Annotated in this window: 21 protein-coding genes and 2 pseudogenes; 12 read left to right on the top strand and 11 right to left on the bottom strand. The window is 60.3% G+C overall.

Annotated features, from left to right (window positions below; translation table 11 throughout):
* Positions 1-55: 55 nt before the first annotated feature.
* The 4 genes from BSF44_RS27095 to BSF44_RS27080 form a co-directional block, all read right to left on the bottom strand.
* Positions 56-1,009 carry a D-2-hydroxyacid dehydrogenase family protein gene (locus BSF44_RS27095; protein ID WP_095946091.1) on the bottom strand — a complete coding sequence of 318 codons (954 nt, stop codon included), beginning with the start codon at positions 1,007-1,009 and terminating at the stop codon, positions 56-58.
* A gap of 13 nt (positions 1,010-1,022) precedes the next feature.
* Positions 1,023-2,048: an alpha/beta fold hydrolase gene (locus BSF44_RS27090; RefSeq protein WP_095946090.1), complete on the bottom strand. Its 1,026-nt coding sequence runs from the start codon at positions 2,046-2,048 to the stop codon at positions 1,023-1,025.
* 85 nt (positions 2,049-2,133) lie between these two features.
* Positions 2,134-2,568, bottom strand: a complete 435-nt coding sequence (locus BSF44_RS27085; protein WP_095946089.1) for a YqaA family protein — start codon at positions 2,566-2,568, stop codon at positions 2,134-2,136.
* Positions 2,568-3,014: a DUF411 domain-containing protein gene (locus BSF44_RS27080; RefSeq protein WP_095946088.1), complete on the bottom strand. Its 447-nt coding sequence runs from the start codon at positions 3,012-3,014 to the stop codon at positions 2,568-2,570. The genes BSF44_RS27085 and BSF44_RS27080 overlap by 1 nt, the downstream gene beginning before the upstream one ends.
* A 385-nt stretch (positions 3,015-3,399) precedes the next feature.
* Between BSF44_RS27080 and BSF44_RS27075 the strand changes: the two genes are divergently transcribed.
* Positions 3,400-3,930: a hypothetical protein gene (locus BSF44_RS27075; RefSeq protein WP_095946087.1), complete on the top strand. Its 531-nt coding sequence runs from the start codon at positions 3,400-3,402 to the stop codon at positions 3,928-3,930.
* A 28-nt stretch (positions 3,931-3,958) separates the two neighbouring features.
* Here the strand turns inward: BSF44_RS27075 and BSF44_RS30875 are convergent.
* A pseudogene (locus BSF44_RS30875) lies at positions 3,959-4,045 on the bottom strand (hypothetical protein); the annotation flags it as partial.
* Between BSF44_RS30875 and BSF44_RS27070 the strand changes: the two are divergent.
* Positions 4,019-4,129: pseudogene (locus tag BSF44_RS27070) on the top strand (LysR family transcriptional regulator); the annotation flags it as partial. The pseudogenes BSF44_RS30875 and BSF44_RS27070 sit on opposite strands and share 27 nt — an antisense overlap.
* 7 nt (positions 4,130-4,136) lie before the next feature.
* Here the strand turns inward: BSF44_RS27070 and BSF44_RS30440 are convergent.
* Complete coding sequence (locus BSF44_RS30440) at positions 4,137-4,274, bottom strand: hypothetical protein (RefSeq protein WP_008054152.1); 138 nt, start codon at positions 4,272-4,274, stop codon at positions 4,137-4,139.
* Positions 4,275-4,431: 157 nt separating this feature from the next.
* Between BSF44_RS30440 and BSF44_RS27065 the strand changes: the two genes are divergently transcribed.
* Positions 4,432-4,620, top strand: coding sequence for a hypothetical protein (locus BSF44_RS27065; protein ID WP_007970993.1), 189 nt, complete (start codon positions 4,432-4,434; stop codon positions 4,618-4,620).
* An 8-nt stretch (positions 4,621-4,628) separates the two neighbouring features.
* Here BSF44_RS27065 and BSF44_RS27060 read toward each other — a convergent pair whose 3' ends face one another.
* Positions 4,629-5,000 (bottom strand): fe2+ zn2+ uptake regulation protein, encoded by a 372-nt coding sequence (locus tag BSF44_RS27060; protein ID WP_095946086.1) that lies wholly within the window; start codon positions 4,998-5,000, stop codon positions 4,629-4,631.
* A 248-nt stretch (positions 5,001-5,248) separates the two neighbouring features.
* Here BSF44_RS27060 and BSF44_RS27055 point away from each other — a divergent pair, with 248 nt between their 5' ends.
* A complete protein-coding gene (locus BSF44_RS27055) occupies positions 5,249-7,597 on the top strand; it encodes an acylase (RefSeq protein ID WP_095946085.1) in 2,349 nt (782 codons plus the stop codon).
* A gap of 57 nt (positions 7,598-7,654) precedes the next feature.
* On the opposite strand, the gene BSF44_RS27050 is transcribed toward BSF44_RS27055, so the two are convergent.
* Positions 7,655-8,656, bottom strand: a complete 1,002-nt coding sequence (locus tag BSF44_RS27050) for a FecR family protein (protein ID WP_095946084.1) — start codon at positions 8,654-8,656, stop codon at positions 7,655-7,657.
* Between the two features lie 213 nt (positions 8,657-8,869).
* Positions 8,870-13,702, bottom strand: a complete 4,833-nt coding sequence (locus tag BSF44_RS27045) for a dermonecrotic toxin domain-containing protein (protein WP_095946083.1) — start codon at positions 13,700-13,702, stop codon at positions 8,870-8,872.
* A gap of 234 nt (positions 13,703-13,936) precedes the next feature.
* Between BSF44_RS27045 and BSF44_RS27040 the strand changes: the two genes are divergently transcribed.
* Positions 13,937-14,977, top strand: a complete 1,041-nt coding sequence (locus tag BSF44_RS27040; RefSeq protein WP_095946082.1) for an Ldh family oxidoreductase — start codon at positions 13,937-13,939, stop codon at positions 14,975-14,977.
* 136 nt (positions 14,978-15,113) lie between these two features.
* Here BSF44_RS27040 and BSF44_RS27035 read toward each other — a convergent pair whose 3' ends face one another.
* Positions 15,114-15,431: a YqjD family protein gene (locus tag BSF44_RS27035; RefSeq protein WP_095946081.1), complete on the bottom strand. Its 318-nt coding sequence runs from the start codon at positions 15,429-15,431 to the stop codon at positions 15,114-15,116.
* Positions 15,432-15,595: 164 nt separating this feature from the next.
* Between BSF44_RS27035 and BSF44_RS27030 the strand changes: the two genes are divergently transcribed.
* The gene (locus BSF44_RS27030; protein ID WP_057400121.1) at positions 15,596-15,850 is read left to right on the top strand and encodes a hypothetical protein; all 255 of its coding nucleotides are present in this window, start codon (positions 15,596-15,598) and stop codon (positions 15,848-15,850) included.
* A 9-nt stretch (positions 15,851-15,859) separates the two neighbouring features.
* On the opposite strand, the gene BSF44_RS27025 is transcribed toward BSF44_RS27030, so the two are convergent.
* Positions 15,860-16,768, bottom strand: coding sequence for a LysR family transcriptional regulator (locus BSF44_RS27025; protein ID WP_095946080.1), 909 nt, complete (start codon positions 16,766-16,768; stop codon positions 15,860-15,862).
* An 84-nt stretch (positions 16,769-16,852) separates the two neighbouring features.
* Between BSF44_RS27025 and BSF44_RS27020 the strand changes: the two genes are divergently transcribed.
* The 6 genes from BSF44_RS27020 (at position 16,853) to BSF44_RS26995 (ending at position 23,634) form a co-directional block, all read left to right on the top strand.
* Positions 16,853-17,776, top strand: coding sequence for a carbon-nitrogen hydrolase family protein (locus BSF44_RS27020; protein ID WP_095946079.1), 924 nt, complete (start codon positions 16,853-16,855; stop codon positions 17,774-17,776).
* A 136-nt stretch (positions 17,777-17,912) separates the two neighbouring features.
* Positions 17,913-19,577 carry an AMP-binding protein gene (locus BSF44_RS27015; RefSeq protein ID WP_095946078.1) on the top strand — a complete coding sequence of 555 codons (1,665 nt, stop codon included), beginning with the start codon at positions 17,913-17,915 and terminating at the stop codon, positions 19,575-19,577.
* A 16-nt stretch (positions 19,578-19,593) separates the two neighbouring features.
* Entirely contained in the window at positions 19,594-20,355 is a 762-nt protein-coding gene (locus tag BSF44_RS27010) for an SDR family NAD(P)-dependent oxidoreductase (protein ID WP_095946077.1), read from the top strand.
* A gap of 12 nt (positions 20,356-20,367) precedes the next feature.
* Positions 20,368-21,561: an acetyl-CoA C-acyltransferase gene (locus BSF44_RS27005; RefSeq protein ID WP_095946076.1), complete on the top strand. Its 1,194-nt coding sequence runs from the start codon at positions 20,368-20,370 to the stop codon at positions 21,559-21,561.
* 141 nt (positions 21,562-21,702) lie between these two features.
* Positions 21,703-22,830: an acyl-CoA dehydrogenase gene (locus BSF44_RS27000; protein ID WP_095946075.1), complete on the top strand. Its 1,128-nt coding sequence runs from the start codon at positions 21,703-21,705 to the stop codon at positions 22,828-22,830.
* Between the two features lie 30 nt (positions 22,831-22,860).
* A complete protein-coding gene (locus BSF44_RS26995) occupies positions 22,861-23,634 on the top strand; it encodes an enoyl-CoA hydratase (RefSeq protein ID WP_056724587.1) in 774 nt (257 codons plus the stop codon).
* Positions 23,635-23,675: the final 41 nt, after the last annotated feature.

Here is a 23,675-nt window from a genome sequence, read left to right as displayed (position 1 = left end):
GCAGCCTGAACAATTATTCGTTGTGGGAGCGAGCAAACTCGCACACATTGGAGTATCAACCCAGCAAACGAATCGGAGCGCCCGCCGCCCATGCCTGAATGTCCTCGATCATTTGCGAGAAAAACAGCTGGTAGTTCTGCTGGCTCACGTACCCGACATGGGGCGTCGCCAGCACATTGTCCAGGGTCCGGAACGGATGGTGGGCGGGCAGTGGCTCCTGCTCGAAGACGTCCAGGGCGGCACCGGCCAGCCGTTGTTTCTGCAGTGCCTTGATCAGCGCCGCTTCATCGACAATGGGGCCGCGAGCGGTGTTCACCAGCAATGCCGTGGGTTTCATCCAGCCCAGTGCCTGGGCGTCCACCAGCCCGCGACTGCGTTCGCTGAGTACCAGGTGCACCGACAGCACGTCGGCCTGTTCGAACAGTTCCTGCTTGCTGACGCAGGTCACACCGACCTGCGCCGCACGTTCGGCGGTGAGGTTTTCACTCCAGGCGATGACGCGCATGCCGAACACCTGACCGAACTGCGCGACACGCTGGCCGATGCTGCCCAGACCGAGGATGGCGAGTGTCTTGCCATGCAGGTCGCCGCCCAGGCCTTGTTGCCATTGGCCGGCACGCAGGGCATTGGCTTCGACCACCAGGTTGCGGGTCGCGGCCATGATCAGCGCCCAGGTCAGTTCCGGCGCGGCGTGTTTGTAGCTGTCGGTGCCGCTGACCGAAATGCCCAGCGCAGCGGCGGCTTTCAGATCCAGGGCCGCATTGCGCATGCCGCCGGTCACCAGCAGCTTGAGCGTCGGCAGGCGGCGCAGCAGGTCCTCATCGAACCGGGTGCGCTCGCGCATCACGCAGATCACTTCAAACCCGGCCAGGCGCTCTGCCAGGGTCTGGTTGTCGGCGGGGTAGTCATGGAGAAAACTCACCTGGCCAATGCTGTCCAGTGCCGACCAGTTCACCACGTCCCGCGCCACATCCTGCCAATCATCGATCACTGCAATCTGCACAGGCATCCGCCTTTCCTCTTCAACGCACGGGGTTGGTCTTGTTCAGCCAGGCGAGCAGGGCCTGGTGGAATTGTGCCGGTTCTTCCATCTGTGGCGCGTGGCCCATGCCAGGGAACTCGACCAGCGTGGACTGGGGAATCAGCTTGGCCACTTGTTTGCCGAGGACGTCGTAGTGCCCGATCTTCGCCTTGACCTCGGGTGGGGCGATGTCACTGCCGATGGCGGTGGTATCGGACGTACCGATCAACAGCAGGGTCGGCATCTTCAGGTTCTGGAATTCGTAAAACACCGGTTGGGTGAAGATCATGTCGTAGATCAGCGCCGAGTTCCACGCGACTTGCGTATGCCCGGGGCCTTTGTTCAGGCCGGCAAGCATGTCGACCCAGCGATCGAATTCCGGTTTCCAGCGACCGCCGTAGTAGGTGGTGCGTTCGTAGTTGCGGATACCCTCGGCGCTGAGCTTGAGTTCACGCTCGTACCATTGATCAACGGTACGATAGGGCACACCGAGGGCTTTCCAGTCTTCCAGGCCGATGGGGTTGACCAGTGCCAATTGCTCGACCTGTTCGGGGTATTGCAAGGCATAGCGCGTGGCGAGCATGCCGCCGGTGGAATGCCCCAGCAGGGTGGCTTTCTGGATGCCCAGGGTCTTGAGCAATTGCTGGGTGTTCGTCGCCAGTTGCTGGAAGCTGTACTGATAGTGCGCCGGCTTGCTGGAGGTACAGAAGCCGATCTGGTCCGGGGCGATGACCCTGTAGCCGGCGTCGCTGAGGGCTTTGATCGAGCTGTCCCAGGTGGCGCCGCAGAAGTTCTTGCCGTGCATCAGCACCACGCTGCGACCATTGGCCTTGCCGTGGGCAGCAACATCCATGTAACCCATTTGCAGGGATTGGCCCTGGGATTCAAAGGCGAAGTGCTTGAGCGTGTAGGGGTAGTCGAAACCTTGCAGCTCGGGGCCGTATTCCGGTTCTTCGGCGTGAGCGATGACGGGCAGGGCGGCGGTCAGTAAAAGGCTGGGCAACCAGCGGGAAAAGGGGCGCGACATGAGAGTGCTCCATGGAAATTCCGCCGATGCTGGATCGACTCGATTAGGGCGGCATTAAACACAGGCAACCGCCGCTCTGGATGGTTCAACCCATCCAGCCCAGAGTCGCCATGGCCAGCACGCCGTAGCGGGCACCTTTGGCCAGGGTGACGATCAGCAGGAAGCGCCCCAGTGGCTCGCGCATGACCCCGGCGACCAGCGTCAGCGGATCGCCAATCACCGGCAACCAACTGAGCAGCAATGACCAATGGCCGTAGCGTTGGTAATGCAGCCGGGCTTTCTCCAGGTGCCGGGGGCTCACCGGAAACCAGCGACGGTCGCGGAACCGCTCGATCCCGCGTCCCAGCCACCAGTTAAGCAGCGAGCCCAGAACGTTGCCGAACGTTGCCACCGCCAGCAGCGCCCAGAGCCAATAGCGATCGCTGAGCAGCAGTCCGACCAGCACGGCTTCCGATTGCAACGGCAGCAGCGTGGCGGCACCGAATGCCGCGAAAAACAGCCCAAGGTACGCGCCGGACATCAATGGGCGGGGTAGTCCGCAACCACCACGTCAGTGCCGTCCTTTTTCAGGCCGATGACCTGATAGGCATCGCTCATGCCGTCCATTTCCATGCCGGGCGAGCCCATCGGCATGCCGGGCGCGGCGACGCCCAGCAGATCGTCGCGCTTGCTCAGGGCCAGGACCTGATCGGCCGGGACATGACCTTCAACGAATTTGCCGTTGATCAACGCGGTGTGGCACGACGACAGGCGCGGCGGTACCCCGTGCTGCTGCTTGAACTCGCTCATGTTGGCTTCGACGTGGTCTTCGACCTTGAAACCATTGGCCTCCAGATGGCTGATCCACTTCTTGCAGCAACCACAATTGGCGTCGCGATGAACCTCGATCCCAATGAGGTCGGCAGCCTGGGCCAGGGAGGACATGAACAGAGCGCTCAGGGCGATCAGACGCAGAGGGTTTCGCATGGGATTCGTCTCGGCTAACGGGCAAAAAAACGCATTCTGACCATTTTTACTGGTCAGGCATTCAAGGAGTGTTTCGAATTGCTACAAAGCTCCGCTGTTAGATGATGATAGATCATCGCTGTCAGGCAGATGAGGGGCACATTACAAAATCGTCAGGTTGAAATTCCGAGGGTAAGTATCGGTGTTGATTAGGACCAACTAGCCGCTATGTAAGAAAAGTCTGAAGGACCATTCTTTAATGTGCCAAGACCCAATAAACAAGAAGTTTTACAGTATGTATCTTAATTGTACGAAAATTGTTAAAGCTCTGAATTAAAGTTTGGTGGCCTCAAGTGCTCCGGCCGATACTCCTGACCTCCTAACTTGGTCAAACAAGGAGTTTTCAATGACTATCGGTTATACCGGCGCCTGGACCGCGAAAACGGGCCTGTTGGTTCGAGATACCGCCAGCAGATCAAAGTCTGTTCCCCAGAACGTCAAGGTCAGGCAGATGCTTGACCTGGTGGGCAACAATCCAGTTGAGTTGGATACAGTCAAGATGGACAAGATGAAATTGCGCAAGCAGATGAAAGGTTTTGATCCTACTAATATTTCAGTCAAATCCATGGGTAGTATCAGTGTCTTTTTGAAAGAGCGTGGCCTGATCACCGATGTCACGGCGGTCACGCTGAGCAATGCCGGTGACAAGTTCGACCGGTTTGGCATCAAGGATCCTGATGCGAAGTTCAATGCGCTGGAATATTTCGCTACTCAACTGGAGAACATTCAGCACAACAATGTGAAGGGTAATAAGTACGCCAACTATTTGGTTCCAGAGTTCAAAAAAGCGATTTACGTACTGCAAAACCTGGAAATTTACGGCAAGAACAACGGCCCCATGGTGAGGCCAGACAGTGTTCTCTCGGACGAGGCCTGAGGCCATGTTGCCCGGCCCGCCCGGTTCCTTCCAGGTACTTGCGTTGCTTGGTACCCGGAATCGGAATCAGGTAATCACCCTGAGCCAGCACCCACGCCAGCGCCAGTTGGCCCGGCGGGTGCGTGTGTTCGTCGATTGGCTGGTGGAACTGTGTGCTCAGCCCGGCAATGACTTTTACCGCAAGGATTCAGGCCGTTGAACCGCAGTTAACGATGCTGGTAGTAACCCGGTCCGCCATGGTTGTCATAGTGGTCGTGGTGCCAGCCCCCATGGGGGAAAACAATGCATCCGCTCAGGGTCAGGATGGCCAGCAGGGGAATCAGCAGTGTGATTCGACGCAACATTTGAAAGTCCTCATGGTTATCGCCGCAATGAAGCCAAAACGCTTCATCGGCTGTAATATGAGACCCCCGCTCGTAGCCGCTTATCCCCGAAACAGGGTAAGCGCTTGGCATGCGCGTCGATACAAACCGGATACATTTTCAGATTCAGGAACCCGCAATGACTCAGTCGCAACGTTTGAAATACTCGATTCTGATCTCCCTGGTGGTGCTGGGGATCATGTTTGGCCTTTCCTGGTTGCAGAACACCGGCGTCATCAGCGAAAAAATGTTCCAGTACATCGCCATTGGCGTGGCGGTGATCGTGGTAGTCATCAATGGCGTGATGCGCCGCAAGGTCAAGCCCTGATCATTCGATCATCGGTTGCGCAGGATGGCTGCAGCCTGAGGATGCAGGCTGTAGCTCTTGTCGGGATTGAGGACAATCACGCCTTCGCTGCACAAGCGCTTGAGCACTTCACGCACACTGAGAAATGACAGGGGAACATCCAGGTCCAGCAATTGGCTGTGCACGCCGCGCACCCCAAGGCTGCGATCGTTTTCGGCGGCCGTCAGCAGGGCGTCGATGACTTTCAGGCGGATCAGACTGGTTCGAAGGCCAAAGCTTTTGAGCAGGACCCGGATCCGCTCGTTGCCGTGGCGATCGGTACGCGGCTCGAATACACCGACTCCCATGGAAGTACCCTTTGGCGCATTGCTACCGTCCGTTGGCAGTTGCGAGTTGTACATTGCAAAACTCCTTTCAGAGCCTGATCAGGAAAAAATGGGCGCTCTTACAGGGTTAGACGTATGAGCACTCCGAATCATGAAGGCTCGAATGTAGAAATTTTGTCGCCATCGTGTGATCAACCTGTCAGTCCGTGGTCCGTTGCGCAGTAAATCCCTAAATTTTTGTGGTGAGCTTCGTCCCTACAGGGAGGCTCGGCGCGCATGGATATGCGCCGCTGTGGCCATCGTTTTTTCGATCAGGAGCGAGCGTGATTATTTCCAGGCAGTTAACCAGGTTGAGCCTGGCGGGTGTGACTCTGGGGTTGGGCCTGGGGCTGAGCCTTGCGGCAAGCGCGAGTGGTGCGCCTGCGCAAACGAGCGCGGACATCCGCCGAACCGGTTTCGGCGTGCCGCACATCCGCGCCGACAATGAGCGCGGGCTCGGCTACGGCATCGGCTATGCCTACGCCCAGGACAACCTGTGCCTGCTCGCCAACGAAATCACTACCGTCAACGGCGAGCGTTCGCGGTACTTCGGGCCGGATCAGTTCACCGTCGAAGAGCGGGAGAACCTGATCAGCGATGTGTTTTTCACCTGGTTGAACACCCCGCAAGCCGTCGCCCGCTTCTGGCAGGCCCAGACCCCCGAAGTGCGTGAGCTGGTCGAAGGCTATGTGGCGGGGTACAACCGCTCCTTGAGCGAGCGTCGCGCCCAGGGTTTACCGCCGCAGTGCCAAGGCGATTGGGTACGCGACATCACCCCCTCGGATCTGGTCAAGCTGACCCGACGCCTGTTGGTCGAAGGTGGCGTCGGCCAGTTTGCCGAAGCCCTGGCTGGTGCCACGCCACCCAAGGCCGTGGCCCAGGCGTCGAACGCACAGGCAGCGTTCCAGGTGGCCGCCACGCGGATGCAGCGCTTTGCCCTGGACCGGGGCAGCAACGCCGTCGCGGTCGGCAGCGAGCGTTCCTTCAACGGACGCGGCATGTTGCTGGCCAATCCGCACTTTCCGTGGGTGGGCGGCATGCGCTTTTACCAGATGCACCTGACCATTCCCGGCAAACTGGACGTGATGGGCGCGGCGTTGCCCGGCCTGCCGGTGATCAACATCGGTTTCAATCAACATCTGGCCTGGACCCACACCGTGGATTCGTCCAGGCATTTCACGCTGTATCGCCTGCAACTCGACCCCGGGGATTCGACCCGTTACCTGCTCGACGGCCAGTCATTGCCGATGGACAAGCAGACCGTGACCGTCAACGTCAGGCAGGCGGACGGGCAGGTCCGGACGATTTCCCATGTGGTCTACAGTTCGAGATTCGGTCCGGTGGTGCAATGGCCGGGGAAACTGGATTGGGATCATCAGTACGCCTTCAGCCTGCGCGACGCCAATCTGGACAACGACCGGGTTCTGCAGCAGTGGTACGCGATGAACCGCGCTGAAAACCTCAAGGATTTCCAGGCTTCGGTGCACAGGATCCAGGGCATCCCGTGGGTCAACACGCTGGCGGCGGACGATCAGGGGCAGACGCTGTACATGAACCTCTCGGTGGTGCCCAACGTCAGCGTCGACAAGCTGGCGCAATGCAGCGATCCACGAGTGGGCTTGCAGATGATCGTTCTCGACGGTTCCAACAGCGCCTGTGCCTGGGACATCGATCCGCAGGCGCCACAACAGGGTATCTATGCGTCGGACAAGTTGCCGCAATTGCTGCGCAAGGATTTTGTCCAGCACTCCAACGACTCGGCATGGATGGCCAACCCGGCGCAACCGCTGACCGGCTATTCGCCGTTGATCAGCCAGGATAGCCAGCCATTGGGACTGCGCTCGCGCTTTGCCCTGGATCGTTTGAGCACGCTGGCCCAGGCCGGCAAGGTCGGGGCCGCGGACTTGCAACGCATGGTCATGGACGATGAGGTGTATCAGGCGGATCAAGTGATGCCGGACCTGCTGCAGTTCTGCGCGGCGGATCTCGGTACCGATGCCAAAACCCTCGCGCCACTGTGCGCCAGCTTCAAGGCCTGGGACCGCAAGGCCAACCTGGACAGCGGCCTGGGCTTTGTGCACTTGCAGAATGTCATGGAGGCGTTGGAGCCAGTGCCGGACGTATGGCGTGTGGCATTCGATCCGCAAGATCCACAACATACTCCATGTGGAATCGCAGTCGAGCACCCGCAGGTGGCAAAGGCGCTACGGGCAGCGATGCTGGCTTCGGCTGAACAGGTCAAGGCATCAGGACTGACACCCGATAGCCGTTGGGGTGATATCCAGGTGGTCAGCAGCGGCGGACAGCAAACACCGATCCACGGCGGCCCGGGGACGCTCGGGGTCTACAACGCCATCCAGAGCGTGCCGCGCAGCGATGGCAAGCGCGAAGTGGTCAGCGGCACGAGTTACCTGCAAGTGGTGACCTTTGACGAGTACGGACCGCAGGCCAAAGGGCTTCTGGCGTTCTCGTTGTCCAGCGACCCGGCCTCGAAGTTTTCACGGGACCAGACGCTGGCCTTTTCCAGGAAGCAATGGAGCGTGCTGCCTTTCACCGAGCAACAGATCCTGTCCGATCCGGACTATCAGGTGCGGACGATTCGCCAGCAGGACGCCAAGGTGACCGCGCAGTGATGTAGTGGGGTTTTACATGAGCGCTGAAGGCCGCACCCCGCAAGGGTGGCGGTCTTTTCAGCTTTTCGGGGAGGTTTGCGGAATCGCGTTGACCACCAGGTTACCGTTCTGATTGCGGGTCAGGTAGACCGGCAGGACCCGCGGCAAAGACTTCACCAGGCCGTTGATCTCCTTGATGTTGTAGATGCCGCCGATATGGATCGAGCCGGTGCTGTTGTCAGCGACCATCAAGGGTTTGTCCAGGTAGCGGTTGATCAAGGGCAGCGCATCGCTGAGCGCCAGATCGTCGAGCACCAGCTTGCCCTGGCGCCAGGCCAGCGAGCTGTCATTGTCATAGGTCTGGCTGATGCGGGGGATGAAGTCGCCGTGTCGATAACTGGCCTGCATCGCTGGGTCCAGGCGCAAACCGTCGCCTTGCCGGTCGGCATTGCTGCTGACCAGTACCGAACCTTCGATCAGGTTGACCTTGACCTGGTCTTCATACATCCAGACGTTGAACTGGGTGCCGGTCACGCGAATCCGGCCTTCTGCGGCCTTGACCACGAAGGGGTGGCGAGTGTCATGGCTGACACTGAAGAAGGCTTCGCCTTTTTTCAGCGTGACTTGCCGCTGATCCTTGTAGTTGCTGTAGGTCAGCTCGCTGCCCAGGTTCAGTTCCACCTGACTGCCGTCTTTCAAGGTGACTGTTCGAACATTGTCGGTCGCTTCGAAGTGCTGGTACGCGTTCGGTACCCAGCCCAGGTGCCAGCCGCCATAACCCGCCAAAGGCAGCGCCAGGGCACAGACCGTCGCTGCAATGGCCAGGCGGCGCCACGGTTTTTCGGATTGGGGGCGAACCAGCGGCACGACGGGCTCGGGACGCGGCAAGTCGCCGGCCACATCCCAGATCTCCAGCATCGCTTCGTACTCGAAGGCATGGAGCGGATGCGCATTACGCCATTGCTCAAACGCCTGGCGTTCTTGCTCGGTGCAGTCATTGGCGTGCAAACGCATACACCAATGCGCGGCGGCATCGGTGATGGCATCGTATTCAGCTTCCGAGAGCGTGTGGTCGGTCATTGGCCCTTCCTGGTTTCCTGCATTCTAACCTTGGGGGGAGTCTGCGAGAACATCAGTCATGGCATTTAACTATCAAAGTGTTGTTTTTTTAACGCCAGGTCTTTGGAATTCCTGTTGTCGGGTAACAGTATCCAGGGGTGCGTGAAAAAAAGATCAAAACAGCCACCGCTGTGCAGCGCAGATCCGTGGACCTGCGCATTTATTACGTCGTGATCAGGTTTCGGAGGTTGCAGCGACCGATAGCGGGTCCAGTTGCCGGCCCATTTCGCAGATCAAGAAAGCGATCGAGTCGGCATTGTGCAAAATGACGTCGATGCGCAGCTTCGAATCCTTCACGTTAAAAAACGCTTCCCTTGCCTTATCCATCGTCTCGCTGCCCGTCAGCCGCAGAATGTCCTTGCCGATGTGGTAAGTGCTCGGTATGGAGTCCAGGCTGATCCACGATTGCAGGCCACTGTTCCAGCGCGCGAACAGTTCGTCCTTTGGCGTTTTCATCGACAAGGCTTCTCGCTGGAAGTCCACTTGAGACTGTTTCTTTGCTGCGCCATAGCCGGTGACCGCCTCTACCAGATCGCTGAACGGTAGCCTGGCCTCAAGGTAGGCGATGTCCACGGCCTTGGAAAACAAATGAGCGAACTCGTGTATCAGCGTCGCGGCCTGGCTGTGGCCGTCGACATCGAAAGGTTGGGTCAGGCTGGATTTGTACCAGTCCAGTTGTTGATCGAAGAATTTTTCCGTGAAATACACATTGCGCTGTTGATCCTTCTCCACGACAAACGCGACGAGGTTGTCCTTCGAATCCCGGCTTGAACCCACGATAAAGCGTTGCGAGTTCATCCAGTCGTCATCGGGGTCGACCAGCGCGTTGCAGATGGGAACGACGGCCTGTCTGATTTTCTCGATCAGTGCGTTGTCGACCTGGTCCACATCAAAGAACTGTTTGAGGAAGGTATCGAGCCTTGTGCCGGGGACGAGCTTCTTGAGTTGCACCAGATTGTGCAGGCTGTTGAACGCGTAAAAACGGGCCATGTCGATGGCCTGCACGATCATGCGGGCTTTTTCGGGATGTCTTGCCCGGATTTCCTCCATCCCCCGGGCCTCGATGTTCAGCACCTCCCTGGCGACATAGAAGTTGACATACTGATTGCGCATTTTCGAGACGGCTTTGCCGAAGTGAACGGTGTGGATATCCGGGTCGATCACCAGTTGCTTGTCGGATGCCGTCTGTAACACAGGGCCTTCTTCTTCGCCTTTGATTATTTTCCAGACCGCCCCGATCTTATCTACGCCGTACACCTTGCCGGCAATGGCGGCGAAGGATCTGTTGCTGGTCGCTTCAAGGTAGGTACCGTCGGTGCTGCTTTTCGTCAGGTCCTTGAGTTCGACCGTGGTTTCGAACGGTTGCAGCCGCGTGCGCAGCGGTGCTGTTGACCGGACCTGGGACCAGGGTTGCGCGGTTACTGGGGTGGCAACCGGTTCAGTCACCGCTTCGCCGGTTGCCTCGGCGGTGTCTGCCCATCCTTCGAGGGACAGCCGGCCCAAAGTCACGATTTGCGCCGCACCGGCGATGAAGGTACGCAATGCCGCTCCCCAGTGATGGTCCTGCAAGCCTTCGGCGGAGTTGAGTTCGTCTTTGTAAGCCTTCCAGAGAAACTGCACATACGCGAGTTTGCCCGGCAGAAGGCCTGAAATGCGCTCAATGCCGGAGACGAACAGGTGTTCGACGGCCTCCCAGTCAGACTGAGCGGTAGCGTCTGCCTGGCTGCCGAGCATCTTCACCAGCAGATTAGTGTTGTCATGGAACAAACGGGTGAGCAGGTTGCCGCCGATGGGGTTAGACGCGAGGGTGATTTCGCTCGACTGGCCGACGGTGGACTCGAACAGGTTGCGAAACACCGTTTGCTCATTCTCTGGCAGGCGACGAATCAACATGTCCTGCAACGGCCCCGGCGTGTTGAGCGCCGAGACAATGCTGGCCTCATTATCAAACTCAACGAACGGTGAGCCACCGGGGTGGTAGGGGGCATAGAGGATTTGCGGGCCGGCCTTGCCTTCGCCGGGACCCACCAGGTACAGGCCCAGCGCCTTGACGGCGGAGGTACCGCTTGTCTTGAGCAGTTCCAGTGGTCGGGCAATGGCGTGTGCGCCTTCTACGGCCGCCCGGGCGATGGCGTCCGGCATGTCGAATACTTGCCGAAGCAAATCGAAAGCACTGTCGGACAGTCGCTGCTGCAGTTTCAGTTCGTGGGCGTGTTGCAGCAGTTGCCAGGGCAGTTGTTTGGCGAAGCGCAACACCCTGCTTTCGACGTCGGCCGCTTGATTCGACAAGCTGTCCGTGACCTGTTTGGCGTAGTTCTGCGCTATGTCCAATGACAGCAACAGTTGGCGGACAGCCGCCTGGTCCAGACCCCGGGGCAGCGATTGAGTGGTTGCCGACCCGACCTTGAACCCGGTGCCTTGCGCAATGTTGACGTGGTGCAAGGCGAACTCGGTGAGGGTCCGGGCGGGGCCGACCAGGGCCAGGTTCGGGGTGATTTCAATATTGTCAGGGTCCAGCGCTGTGGCGGGGAAGCGGCTGGCGAGCAACGACTTCAGTGTTTCATGCACATACGACTTGAGGGGTTTGATCCCGTGTAAATAGTCTTTGTCCTCAACAACGCTGTTGCGGTATTGCTCCAGCAGTTCAAGGTGCAGTCGCTGCTCTTGCAGCGGAGCCATTCCCAGCCAGGCGGGCAGGGACTGCTGTTGGCTGATCGCCCGGGCGATCGACGTGGCTCTTCGCAGGTTGGTGTTGAGCACCGTTGTGGTCAGGGCTTTAAGGGCTTTTTTCTTCTTCGTGTCGCTCAGATCGAAAGTGCGTACGTGTTCGCAGCGAGCCAAAAAGTGCTCGATGGACGATTGCGCGACCCGCTCCAATGCAGGCCCTTCAATCAGCCGCAGCGGACCCAATGAGTAGCGCTGGTGAAAGATGCGTTGGGTCGGGGTCAGGTTTTCCAGCAACACCAGGCGTTGTTGCGGTTCGAGCAGGCGCCGGTTCAGTTCCAGCCGTGCACGATTGATGGTGTCAAAGACTTCCAGGCCCTCGGCGGGTGTCCACAGGATCGTCCGGCCGGAATGCGAGGGGTCGAGTCCGCCACGCTCGGTCAACAGTAGGCAATGGGCCAGAGGCAGGACATCCTCCTGGCCGGAGCACTCCAGCGTCAATGAGTAGGCATCGGGTCGGAAGCCCTTGAGGGACGGACGGTTTAGCCGGTCGGTCTGGTCCGGATTGAATACCGTGTCGACAATGTCCCGATCCGCATCCCGCAACGTCGAGTCGAGTACCCGCAGGCTGGCTTCGCCACGCAGGCCAACGGACAGTGCATGGGTCAGGCGGGGTTTGATGTTTTCCAGATAGACCCGTTGCAAGGCCAGAGAAGCGACCGGTTGTGCTGCGAAATCTGCGTTGATCTGTGTTTCGATGTCGCTGAAGGTCTTGACGAAAGTCTCCGCCGTATCGGCCAGCACAGTTGAGGGATGCTGATCGCCGGATAACACGGGCCGCGTGCTCCAGCGTTCGTCGGTAGTCAGTGTCAGCAGGCGCTCGCTGATCATCGAGCGAATATCCAGCGCCTTGTCGAACAGAGCATGGATGTCCACGCTGCCGTCACTGTGACGGAACACTTGCAGGGCATATTCCAGGTTCTGCAGTTGCTTGCCGATGATCCGGTCGAAGAGCTTGGGGAAGATCTCGCCGGAAATCACTTCGCCGGTCACATTCGGCCGGTCAAAACCAATGAAACACTGGCGCTCCTCCAGGCTCAGCAGGCCGTAGAACTCATCCTCGTGACCGGCTGCGCTGAACTTGCTCAGCACCGTATCGCGCAAGTCCTGATAGTCCTTGAGCACCTGCAGGCCTGCGGTGGGCGTGTAGAGAAACGCATTGCTGGCGCTGACCATCAGTGAGCCGGCCAACTCCACATAGTTGGCCTGGTACTCCCACAGGCGCACGGTTTCGACGGACATCGATTCGTTCGTCCGGCTAGCCGTCGAGATCAGCGCGTGCAAATCCTGGCTTTGCTCAGGAGTGATGATCCCGGCTTCACGCTTGAGCAGCAGTTGCACTCGCGCCTGGTCGGCAATGGCCTGGCCGAAGAACTGGTGACGGGATGCGCCATCGGCGCTCGGCGCAGCCCAGAAACCTTCGAGCTGCCCGACCAGCAGGCTGATCAGTTGGCGCGAGATCGTCGTGACGCCTGCCTCCCAGAGTGGCTGGTCGGTTTTTGCCGGGGACTTTTTCGGATGGGAAAACTCAGGGGAAGACCCGGCTGGCCAACGCTGATGGCGATAGTGCAGGAGGACGGCCTCACTCAGGGACAGGGAGCTGACCCAGCGTCGCGCCGCATGGTTCTCGTCAGCATTCTCTGGCGTCGTTGCCAGGTAGAAGTTCACTTGGCTTTGGCTCTGATCCAGACCTGGAAACGACGCCGCCAGCTTCTGATTCAGCAATGTGTCGAGCAGCGAGGTCAGGGACGGCAGCGCTTTCAATTCGTCGAGCAGGGCCTGGTCGTTGAGTTGCTGATGGGTGGAGAGGGTGTCGCGCTGGTCTTCGAACACGTCGCCGTCGATGGTTCGAAAGTCCAGTTCGATGTCGGCGGCGTCCACCACGGTCTTGCGTTGGGACAGCGCCATGAAGGCCAGCAGGTCGTCGTCTTCGCCGGCCGCCTTGAGTTGCGTCACCAGTTGTTTGGTCAGGGCCGTACGGTTGGCGAATTTTTTGATTCCGGCGTACGGGGTATAGAGAATCACGCCATTGTCTTCGGGCGTCGCGGTCAGTACAAAGCTGCCAGCCAGCGCCACGGGTTCCAGGTCCTGGATTTTCAGCAGGATTTTCTTCGCCAGCATGGGCGGCGTCTGCTTATCGCGCAGTGCCTGGTTGGCCAGTTCGATTTGGCTGAACCATTCGAAGTCCTTTTGCGTCAGACCGTGGGTTTTACCCAGTTCTTTCCAGAGGCCGCGCGACGTCAGCGCCTCGGGGAAAAACAGCGGAGTTACTGGTGTAGGCATCGTCGAGTCTCGTTCAAGGTGCCACTCAAAGGCGCCTGTGGATTGAGCTTCGAGACTAAAGGCCGGTGCGTTGGCGCAGGTGGTAAATAGATAACGCACGGGGCGTGGACATTCGTGACACGGATATATCTCATCGGCCCTGAGCGAAAGGTTGACAGGTCGCTCGCCGCACGTTGTTAATCGGCGGGTCTTTGTACGCTGTTGTTCCCTCCAATAATCAGTCTGGAGCTTCAGATGTCTGCGCCAAACGATCATGCCTCTACTGCGATCTCGTCACACCTGTCATTCGAAGCGCTGAGCGCTTTGCTGGAAAAGATTTTTCTGCGTCACGGCACGTCGGCCGAGGTTGCCCGGGTGCTGGCGCAAAACTGCACCGGTGCCGAGCGCGACGGCGCGCACAGTCACGGGGTATTCCGTATTCCCGGTTATGTTTCGACGCTGCAAAGCGGCTGGGTCAATGGCCAGGCCGTCCCGGTGGTCGAAGACGTGGCTTCAGGGTTTGTGCGGGTCGATGCCAATAACGGGTTTGCTCAACCGGCCCTGGCGGCGGCACGCGAGCTGCTGGTGCAGAAGGCCCGAAGTGCCGGCATTGCGGTGCTGGCGATCCGCAACTCACACCATTTCGCGGCCTTGTGGCCGGATGTCGAACCCTTCGCCGATGAAGGCCTCGTGGCATTGAGCGTGGTCAACAGCATGACCTGCGTGGTGCCCCACGGTGCCGATCGTCCGCTGTTCGGCACCAACCCGATTGCCTTCGCTGCGCCGCGGGCTGATGGCGCGCCGATTGTCTTCGACCTGGCCACCAGTGCCATTGCCCATGGCGACGTGCAAATTGCCGCTCGCGAAGGTAAGCACTTGCCGGAAGGGATGGGCGTGGACAGCCTCGGCCAGCCGACCACGGACCCGAAGGCGATTCTCGAGGGTGGCGCGTTGCTGCCGTTTGGCGGGCACAAGGGCTCGGCGTTGTCGATGATGGTCGAGTTGCTCGCTGCGGCACTGACCGGCGGCAATTTTTCCTTCGAGTTCGACTGGAAAAACCACCCTGGCGCCAAGACACCCTGGACTGGACAATTGCTGATCGTGATCGATCCGGGCAAAGCGGCGGGGCAAAGTTTTGCCGAGCGCAGCCAGGAACTGGTGCGGCAAATGCACGGTGTTGGCTTGAAGCGTTTGCCGGGGGACCGGCGTCATCATCAGCGCGCCAAATCACAGGTCAACGGCATTGAACTGGATGCCCGGACGCTGGCGAATTTGCGGGAGCTGGCGGGGGACTGACGCTGTCAACAGAAGGTGAGACCCTGTGGGAGCGAGCCTGCTCGCGAAGAGGTCTTGTCAGTCAATATCCATGTTGATTGATCAACCGCCTTCGCGAGCAGGCTCGCTCCCACAGGGGTTCAGTGTTTGCCAGGGCTTAACGACGCCCCAACAACAACCCCACCACCAAACCAAACCCGGCGGAAATCGCCACGGTCTGCCATGGATGCCCGCCGATATAGGTTTCAGTGGCCTCGACCGCGGGCAGGGTCCGGTCGCGTACACTGGTCACCGAATCCCCTGCCTGCCGGAGTTTCAGGGCGATTTGTCCGCGAAGGGTCTCCGCTTCTTCCCCGACCAGCGAGGCACTGCTTTTCAGTAGTTTTTCCGACTCTTCGATCAGCGTTTTAAGTTCGCTGAAGGCTTGATCCTTGATTTGGTCTTCGGCGGCTTGCGCGGCGGGTTGGCGGGCCATTGAAGTACTCCTTGCAGGTAGGTGGACAGTGAACAATGGAGTCTGCCGTCGTCGGAAAAGTTGCAGCTATTTTGCCCGGTGAGGGCATCTTGCTGAAAAACCGGCGCAGGACATTTCGTCCTACAGTGTAAGATGTCGCCTATTTTACGCAGCAGGAAATTCCCATGAGCTTCAATCTGGCCGACAAACCCCTCGCCGAGCGCGCAGCGCTTGAAGACGAGAAATCCCGTCTGTTCGAACTCTGGCAAAACAACCTGGGCAAAGCCAAGGGGGAGGCCGCGCGGTTGTTCGGCGAACGGGCCAAGCGCAAAGGCAAATGGGCCGAATGGGTGCGCGCCGAGCTGGACGGCATGTCGCCGCCGGAATTCGCCAACATGGTGCGCAGTGAAGTCAATCGCCTGATGGCGGCCAACAAATAATATCGGCCGTCAGGCGAAGCTCGCGACGATCGCCTCGCGCACTTTCAATAGCACCGGGTCGAGCTGGGTGCTGGTTCGCCAGCCCAGTTCGATCGGGTAGCGCGGCAAGGCCAAGGGGCAGGGCAGCAGTGCCAACCCGCTGAGCGTTGCGATACTTTGGGCGGCATGGGCCGGAATGGTCGCCACCGCCCGGCTGCCTTTGAGCAAATGGGGCAACGCGGCAAAATGCGTGGTCGAGGCGCACACTCTTCGACTGAGCCCCAGCGCCGCCAATCCCTCATCGGTAATCCCGATAAAACCGCCGGACGACACCAGTATGTGTTCGCGGGCCACAAACTCCTCAAGACCGATGCTTTGCTGGCCCTTGACCAAGCTCGACGGGTCCGCCAGGCACAGATAGCCACCTTCCCCCAGCACCTGACGGCTGAGCAGTCGCTCGGCAAACCCGCCCGCGGTAATCGCCAGGTCAATGCTGCGCTCCAACAACGCCTGGGCGACGATCTGGCTGTGGGTCTGGCGGAAAATCAGCCTCAGCTTCGGCGCGCAACGGGCGATTTCTTCGATCAGCCGCCGGCCGTAGGCAATCTCGAAATCATCCGACATGCCCACGGTGACCGAGCGACCTTCGTACTGTTGCGCAGCTGGATCGACCATCGCCAGGCTCTGCCGGCATTTGTTCAGGGCATCGCTGACTACTGGCTTGAGCTGATTGGCCTTGAGCGAGGGAGCCAGGCCGCGCCCGGTGCGCACGAACAACTGATCGCCATACAGCTCGCGCAAGCGACGCAAGGCCGCGCTGACGGCCGATTGCGTCACGCCCAGGCGCAGTGCGGCGCGGCTGGCGCTGGACTCCTCGTGCAGCGCTTCGAAGACTTTGAGCAGATTGAGGTCAACGTTGGTGATATTCATTTTGCTCATATCATTCAGCAGTGAATCGGTCTTTATTGATGATTGCCTGACGCCGGAGAATGAGCAACACCTGATGCGAATGGAGTTTCCAAGATGCCAAAGTCAATCGTTGCTGCCCTGCAGATCGGCGCCTTGCCCGGCGGCAAGGCTGAAACCCTGGAACAGATCCTGTCCTATGAAAACGCGATCACCGAATCCGGCGCCGGGTTGGTGGTGATGCCGGAAGCGCTGCTGGGCGGTTATCCCAAAGGTGAGGGCTTTGGCACCCAATTGGGCTATCGCCTGCCGCAAGGTCGCGAAGCCTTTGCCCGCTATTTTGCCAATGCCATCGACGTCCCCGGCGTGGAAACCGAGGCACTGGCGGGGTTGTCCGCGCGCACCGGTGCGAATCTGGTGATCGGCGTGATCGAGCGCGCCGGCAGCACCTTGTACTGCACCGCGCTGCACTTCGATCCGCAGGTCGGGCTGGTGGCCAAGCACCGCAAACTGATGCCCACCGGCACCGAACGGTTGATTTGGGGCAAGGGCGATGGCTCGACCTTGCCGGTGATCGACAGCCAGGTCGGGCGCGTCGGTGCAGTGGTGTGCTGGGAAAACATGATGCCGCTGCTGCGCACGGCGATGTACGCCAAGGGCGTGGAGGTGTGGTGCGCGCCGACCGTGGACGAGCGGGAGATGTGGCAGGTCAGCATGCGCCACATTGCCCATGAAGGGCGCTGCTTCGTGGTCAGTGCCTGTCAGGTCCAGGCGTCGCCCCAGGACCTGGGCCTGGACATCGCCAACTGGCCTGCGCAGCGGCCGTTGATTGCCGGTGGCAGCGTGATTGTAGGTCCCATGGGTGACATCCTCGCCGGACCGTTGCGCGACAGCGCCGGGCTGCTTACCGCGCAAATCGACACGGACGACCTGGTACGCGCCCGCTACGACTATGACGTGGTCGGCCACTACGCCCGGCCGGATGTGTTCGAACTGACCGTGGACGAGCGCGCCAGACCCGGGGTGCGCTTCATCGCTTGATACCCGGCGGGCTTTGGCCAAAGCAGTCAGGCAACTTGATAGCTTTGACCATTGCCCGACACCCCGCGCAGAGCGAGTATTTCCCTGTTGATTACGGTTCCCCCAACCTAATAAGAAACACAGAGGGATTCTGGCAATGCGCGATTACTTGTCTGCTACTGCTCGGTTCAATTATCAGCACACCGTCGATGCCGCGCTCGCGGGCGACCTGACGGCCCTCAATGCCTGTGTCGAATGCTGTGACCGGCACGCCTTGCCGGGTCGCATCGCGCTGTTCTGGGAAGGACGCGACGGGACCGGTGCGACGTACACCTTCACTGACTTGCAGGACAAGGCCGCGCGTTTCGCCAACTACCTGCGGGCCCAGGGCGTGAAAAAAGGCGACAAGGTCGCCGGCCTGTTGCCACGCAATATCGAACTCCTGATCACCGTGTTCGCCACCTGGCGCATCGGCGCGGTGTATCAACCGCTGTTTACCGCGTTCGGCCCCAAGGCCATTGAACACCGCCTGGGCTGCTCTGGCGCCAAGGTGGTGGTGACCGATGCGGTGAACCGGCCGAAACTTGCTGAAGTCGCCGATTGCCCGACCATCGTTACCGTCACCGGTGCCAAAGGGCAGGGTCTGGTGCATGGCGATTTCAGTTTCTGGGCCGAGCTGGCCAACTATTCCGCCGACTGTGAACCGGTGCTGCTGACCGGCGAAGACCCGTTCCTGCTGATGTTTACTTCGGGCACCACCGGCCCGTCGAAAGCGCTGTCGGTGCCGCTCAAGGCCATCGTTGCGTTCCAGGGCTACACCCGCGATGCGGTGGATCTGCGCCCTGAAGACGCCTTCTGGAATGTCGCCGATCCGGGTTGGGCTTATGGCATTTATTTCGGGGTTACGGGGCCAATGTCCATGGGCCATCCGATCACCTTTTACGATGGCCCGTTCACCCTCGAAAGCACCTGCCGGGTGATCAACAAGTACGGGATCACCAACCTGACCGGTTCGCCGACGGCCTACCGTTTGCTGATTGCCGGCGGCGATGAGTTCGCCCGATCGATCAAGGGCAAGCTGCGTATCGTCAGCAGCGCTGGCGAGCCGCTGAACCCGGAAGTGATCCGCTGGTTCGCCGACAACCTCGACGTGGTCATCCACGACCACTACGGCCAGACTGAGCTGGGCATGGTGCTGTGCAACCACCACGGCCTTGATCACCCGATCCACATGGGCGCCGCCGGTTTTGCCTCGCCGGGCCACCGCATCGTGGTGCTGGATGACGAGTACAAGGAACTCGGCGTTGGCCAGCCGGGCATCCTGGCCATCGACCGCAGCCAGTCGCCGATGTGCTGGTTCGCCGGCTACGAAGGCGGGCCAACCAAGGCCTTTGTCGGCGACTACTACCTGAGTGGCGACACCGTCGAGTGGAACCCGGACGGCAGCATCAGCTTTGTCGGTCGCAGTGATGACGTGATCACCACTTCCGGCTACCGGGTCGGCCCGTTCGACGTGGAAAGTGCACTGATCGAACACCCGGCCGTGGTCGAGGCTGCAGTGATCGGCAAGCCCGATCCGGAGCGCACCGAACTGGTCAAAGCCTTCGTCGTGCTCAGCGCGCAATACCGTGCCGCCCCCGAGTTGGCCGAAGAGCTGCGCCAACACGTACGCAAGCGTCTGGCGGCGCACTCGTACCCCCGTGAAATCGAATTTGTCAGCGAGTTGCCGAAAACCCCCAGCGGCAAATTGCAGCGCTTTATCTTGCGCAACCAGGAAATCGCCAAGGCTCAAGAGGCTGCGGCGAAGAACGTTCCAGCTTGAATCCCGGGAAACAATGATGCAGATCGAGAACAAGATTTTTATTGTCACCGGTGGCGCTTCCGGACTTGGTGCCGCCACCGCCGAGGTGCTGGTCGCCGCTGGCGCGAAAGTGATGCTGGTGGACATGAATGCCGAAGCCGTTGCAGCCCAGGCCCAGCGCCTGGGCGCGCAGAGCGTTGTGGCGGACATCAGCCACGAAGCGGCGGCCGAAGCCGCCGTGCAGGCGACGGTCAAGGCCTTTGGCGGCCTCAATGGCCTGGTCAATTGCGCCGGCATCGTGCGTGGCGAGAAGATTCTCGGCAAGAACGGTCCACATGCATTGGCCAGTTTCAGCCAGGTGATCAACGTCAACCTGATCGGCAGCTTCAACATGCTGCGCCTGGCGGCAGCGGCGATTGCCGAGACCGAAGCGGATGCCGACGGCGAACGTGGCGTGATCATCAACACCGCGTCTGCTGCGGCCTATGACGGTCAGATCGGCCAGGCAGCCTACGCGGCGTCCAAGGGCGCGATTGTCAGCCTGACCTTGCCGGCGGCCCGCGAACTGGCGCGTTTCGGTATCCGTGTGATGACCATCGCCCCGGGTATTTTCGAAACGCCGATGATGGCCGGCATGACCCAGGAAGTCCGCGATTCCCTGGCCGCTGGCGTGCCATTCCCGCCGCGTTTGGGCAAACCGGGCGAGTATGCCGGGCTGGTCAAGCATATTATTGAAAACAGCATGCTCAACGGCGAGGTGATCCGTCTCGACGGTGCCTTGCGCATGGCCGCCAAGTAAGGAGGATTTGTCATGACAATGTCCAACGATCCAATTGTTATCGTCAGCGCCGTTCGCACCCCGATGGGCGGCTTCCAGGGCGAGCTGAAAAGCCTGACGGCGCCGCAACTCGGTGCTGCCGCCATCAAGGCCGCCGTCGAACGTGCCGGTGTTGCCAGTGATGCGGTCGATGAAGTGTTGTTCGGTTGCGTGCTGCCGGCAGGCCTTGGCCAGGCCCCTGCGCGTCAGGCGGCGCTGGGCGCGGGGCTGGATAAATCGACCCGCTGCACCACCCTGAACAAGATGTGCGGCTCCGGCATGGAAGCGGCGATTCTGGCCCATGACATGCTGGTGGCGGGCAGTGCCGATGTGGTGGTCGCCGGTGGCATGGAAAGCATGTCCAACGCGCCTTACCTGCTGGACCGCGCCCGTGCCGGCTACCGCATGGGCCATGGCCGGGTGCAGGACTCGATGTTCCTCGACGGCCTCGAAGACGCCTACGACAAGGGTCGCCTGATGGGCACCTTCGCCGAAGAATGCGCCGAAACCAACAGCTTCAGCCGTGAAGCCCAGGACGCGTTCGCCATCGCCTCGACCACCCGCGCGCAACAGGCGATCAAGGACGGCAGCTTCAAGGATGAAATCGTGCCGTTGACTGTGACAGTCGGCAAAGAGCAGGTGGTGATCAGCAATGACGAGCAGCCGCCAAAAGCCAGGCTGGACAAGATCGCTTCGTTGAAACCGGCGTTCCGCGAAGGCGGTTCGGTGACCGCGGCCAACTCCAGTTCGATCTCCGACGGCGCGGCCGCGCTGGTGTTGATGCGCCAGTCCCAGGCACAGAAGCAAGGCCTGAAACCCTTGGCGGTGATCCATGGCCACGCCGCGTTCGCCGACACCCCGGGTCTGTTCCCCGTGGCGCCAATCGGTGCAATCAAGAAATTGATGAAGAAAACTGGCTGGTCGCTCAATGACGTCGATCTGGTGGAAGTCAACGAAGCCTTCGCCGTGGTCGGCATGGCCGCGATGACTCATCTGGAAATCCCCCACGAGAAACTCAACGTGCACGGCGGTGCTTGCGCCCTCGGTCACCCGATCGGGGCGTCCGGCGCGCGGATTCTGGTGACCCTGCTTTCGGCCCTGCGCCAGAAAGGCTTGAAGCGCGGCGTTGCAGCGATTTGTATCGGCGGCGGTGAAGCGACGGCCATGGCCGTGGAATGCCTCTACTGACTACGCAATCCCTTGTAGGAGCGAGCCTGCTCGCGATGGGCGTTAACGATGACGCGGGGTGCCTGGAGGAACGCGGTGCCCTGGCGTCCATCGCGAGCAGGCTCGCTCCTACAGGGGGCAATTAAATTTCAAGGATTCACCATGATCCCCAATGACGACCAACAACAAATCCGCGACATGGCCCGGGACTTTGCCCAGGAACGCCTGAAGCCGTTCGCCGCCGAATGGGACCGCGAGCACCGCTTTCCCAAGGAAGCCATCGGCGAGATGGCCGGGCTGGGCTTCTTCGGCATGCTGGTGCCGGAGCAGTGGGGCGGATGCGACACCGGTTACCTCGCCTACGCCATGGCCCTGGAAGAAATCGCAGCCGGCGATGGCGCCTGCTCGACCATCATGAGCGTGCACAACTCCGTGGGTTGTGTGCCGATCCTCAACTACGGCACCGATGAGCAGAAGGAGCGCTTTCTCAAACCGCTGGCCAGCGGTGCGATGCTCGGCGCCTTCGCCCTGACCGAACCCCAGGCCGGTTCTGATGCCAGCGGCCTGAAAACCCGTGCCCGCCTGGAAGGTGATCATTACGTGCTCAACGGCTGCAAGCAGTTCATCACTTCCGGGCAGAATGCCGGGGTGGTGATCGTGTTTGCGGTGACTGATCCGAACGCGGGCAAACGCGGCATCAGTGCCTTTATCGTGCCGACCGACACTGCCGGTTTTATCGTCGACCGCACCGAACACAAGATGGGCATCCGTGCTTCCGATACCTGCGCCGTCACCCTGAACAACTGCAGTATCCCCGAGGCCAATTTGCTGGGCGAACGCGGCAAGGGCCTGGCCATCGCCTTGTCCAACCTTGAAGGCGGTCGTGTCGGCATCGCTTCGCAATCGGTGGGCATGGCCCGCGCTGCGTTCGAAGCGGCGCGTGACTATTCGCGGGAACGCGAAAGCTTCGGCAAGCCGATCATCGAGCACCAGGCCGTGGCCTTCCGCCTGGCGGACATGGCCACCCAGATCGCCGTGGCGCGGCAAATGGTGCACTACGCCGCCGCCTTGCGCGACAGTGGCCAACCGGCCCTGGTCGAAGCGTCGATGGCCAAGTTGTTCGCCTCGGAAATGGCCGAAAAGGTATGCTCCTCGGCGCTGCAAACCCTGGGCGGTTACGGTTATCTCAACGACTTCCCGCTGGAGCGGATCTACCGCGACGTGCGGGTTTGCCAGATCTACGAAGGCACCAGCGATATTCAGCGCATGGTCATTTCGCGCAATTTATAAGAAGGAGTCCCCCCTGTGAGCGACAAAGAGCTGAACTACGAAACGATTTTGCTGGAAACCCACGGCCGCGTTGGCCTGATCACCCTCAACCGTCCACAAGCGCTGAACGCGTTGAACGCACAGATCGTCAGCGAACTGAACCAGGCCCTCGATGGCTTCGAGGCTGACTCGAACATCGGCTGCATCGTCCTGACCGGTTCGAAAAAAGCCTTCGCCGCCGGTGCCGACATCAAGGAAATGGCCGAGCTGACCTATCCGCAGATCTACATCGACGACCTGTTCAGCGACAGCGATCGCGTGGCCAACCGCCGCAAGCCGATCATCGCGGCGGTCAACGGTTTTGCTTTGGGCGGTGGCTGTGAACTGGCGCTGATGTGCGACTTCATCCTGGCCGGCGACAACGCCCGATTCGGCCAGCCGGAAATCAACCTCGGCGTGCTGCCGGGCATGGGCGGTACCCAGCGCCTGACCCGCGCCGTGGGCAAGGCCAAGGCCATGGAAATGTGCCTGAGCGGTCGCCTGATCGATGCCGTGGAGGCGGAGCGTTGCGGGATTGTCGCGCGGATCGTGCCGAGCGATGAGCTGCTGGATGAAGCGCTGAAAGTCGCGGCGTTGATCGCCAAGAAGTCGCTGCCGATTGCGATGATGGTCAAGGAAAGCGTCAACCGTGCCTTTGAAGTGAGCCTGGCCGAAGGCGTGCGCTTTGAGCGCCGGGTGTTCCATGCGGCGTTTGCGACGCAGGATCAGAAGGAAGGGATGGCGGCGTTTATTGCCAAGCGTGAGGCTGAGTTCCAAGGTAAGTGATGCGGCGTTTCCGCTGACCTCATCGCGAGCAGGCTCGCTCC

The organism is Pseudomonas sp. ACN8 (assembly GCF_002303925.1).
Classification (GTDB): Bacteria; Pseudomonadota; Gammaproteobacteria; order Pseudomonadales; family Pseudomonadaceae; genus Aquipseudomonas.
The sequence above is the reverse complement of the archived record's forward strand: the minus strand, read 5'-3'. Positions and strand labels throughout refer to the sequence as shown.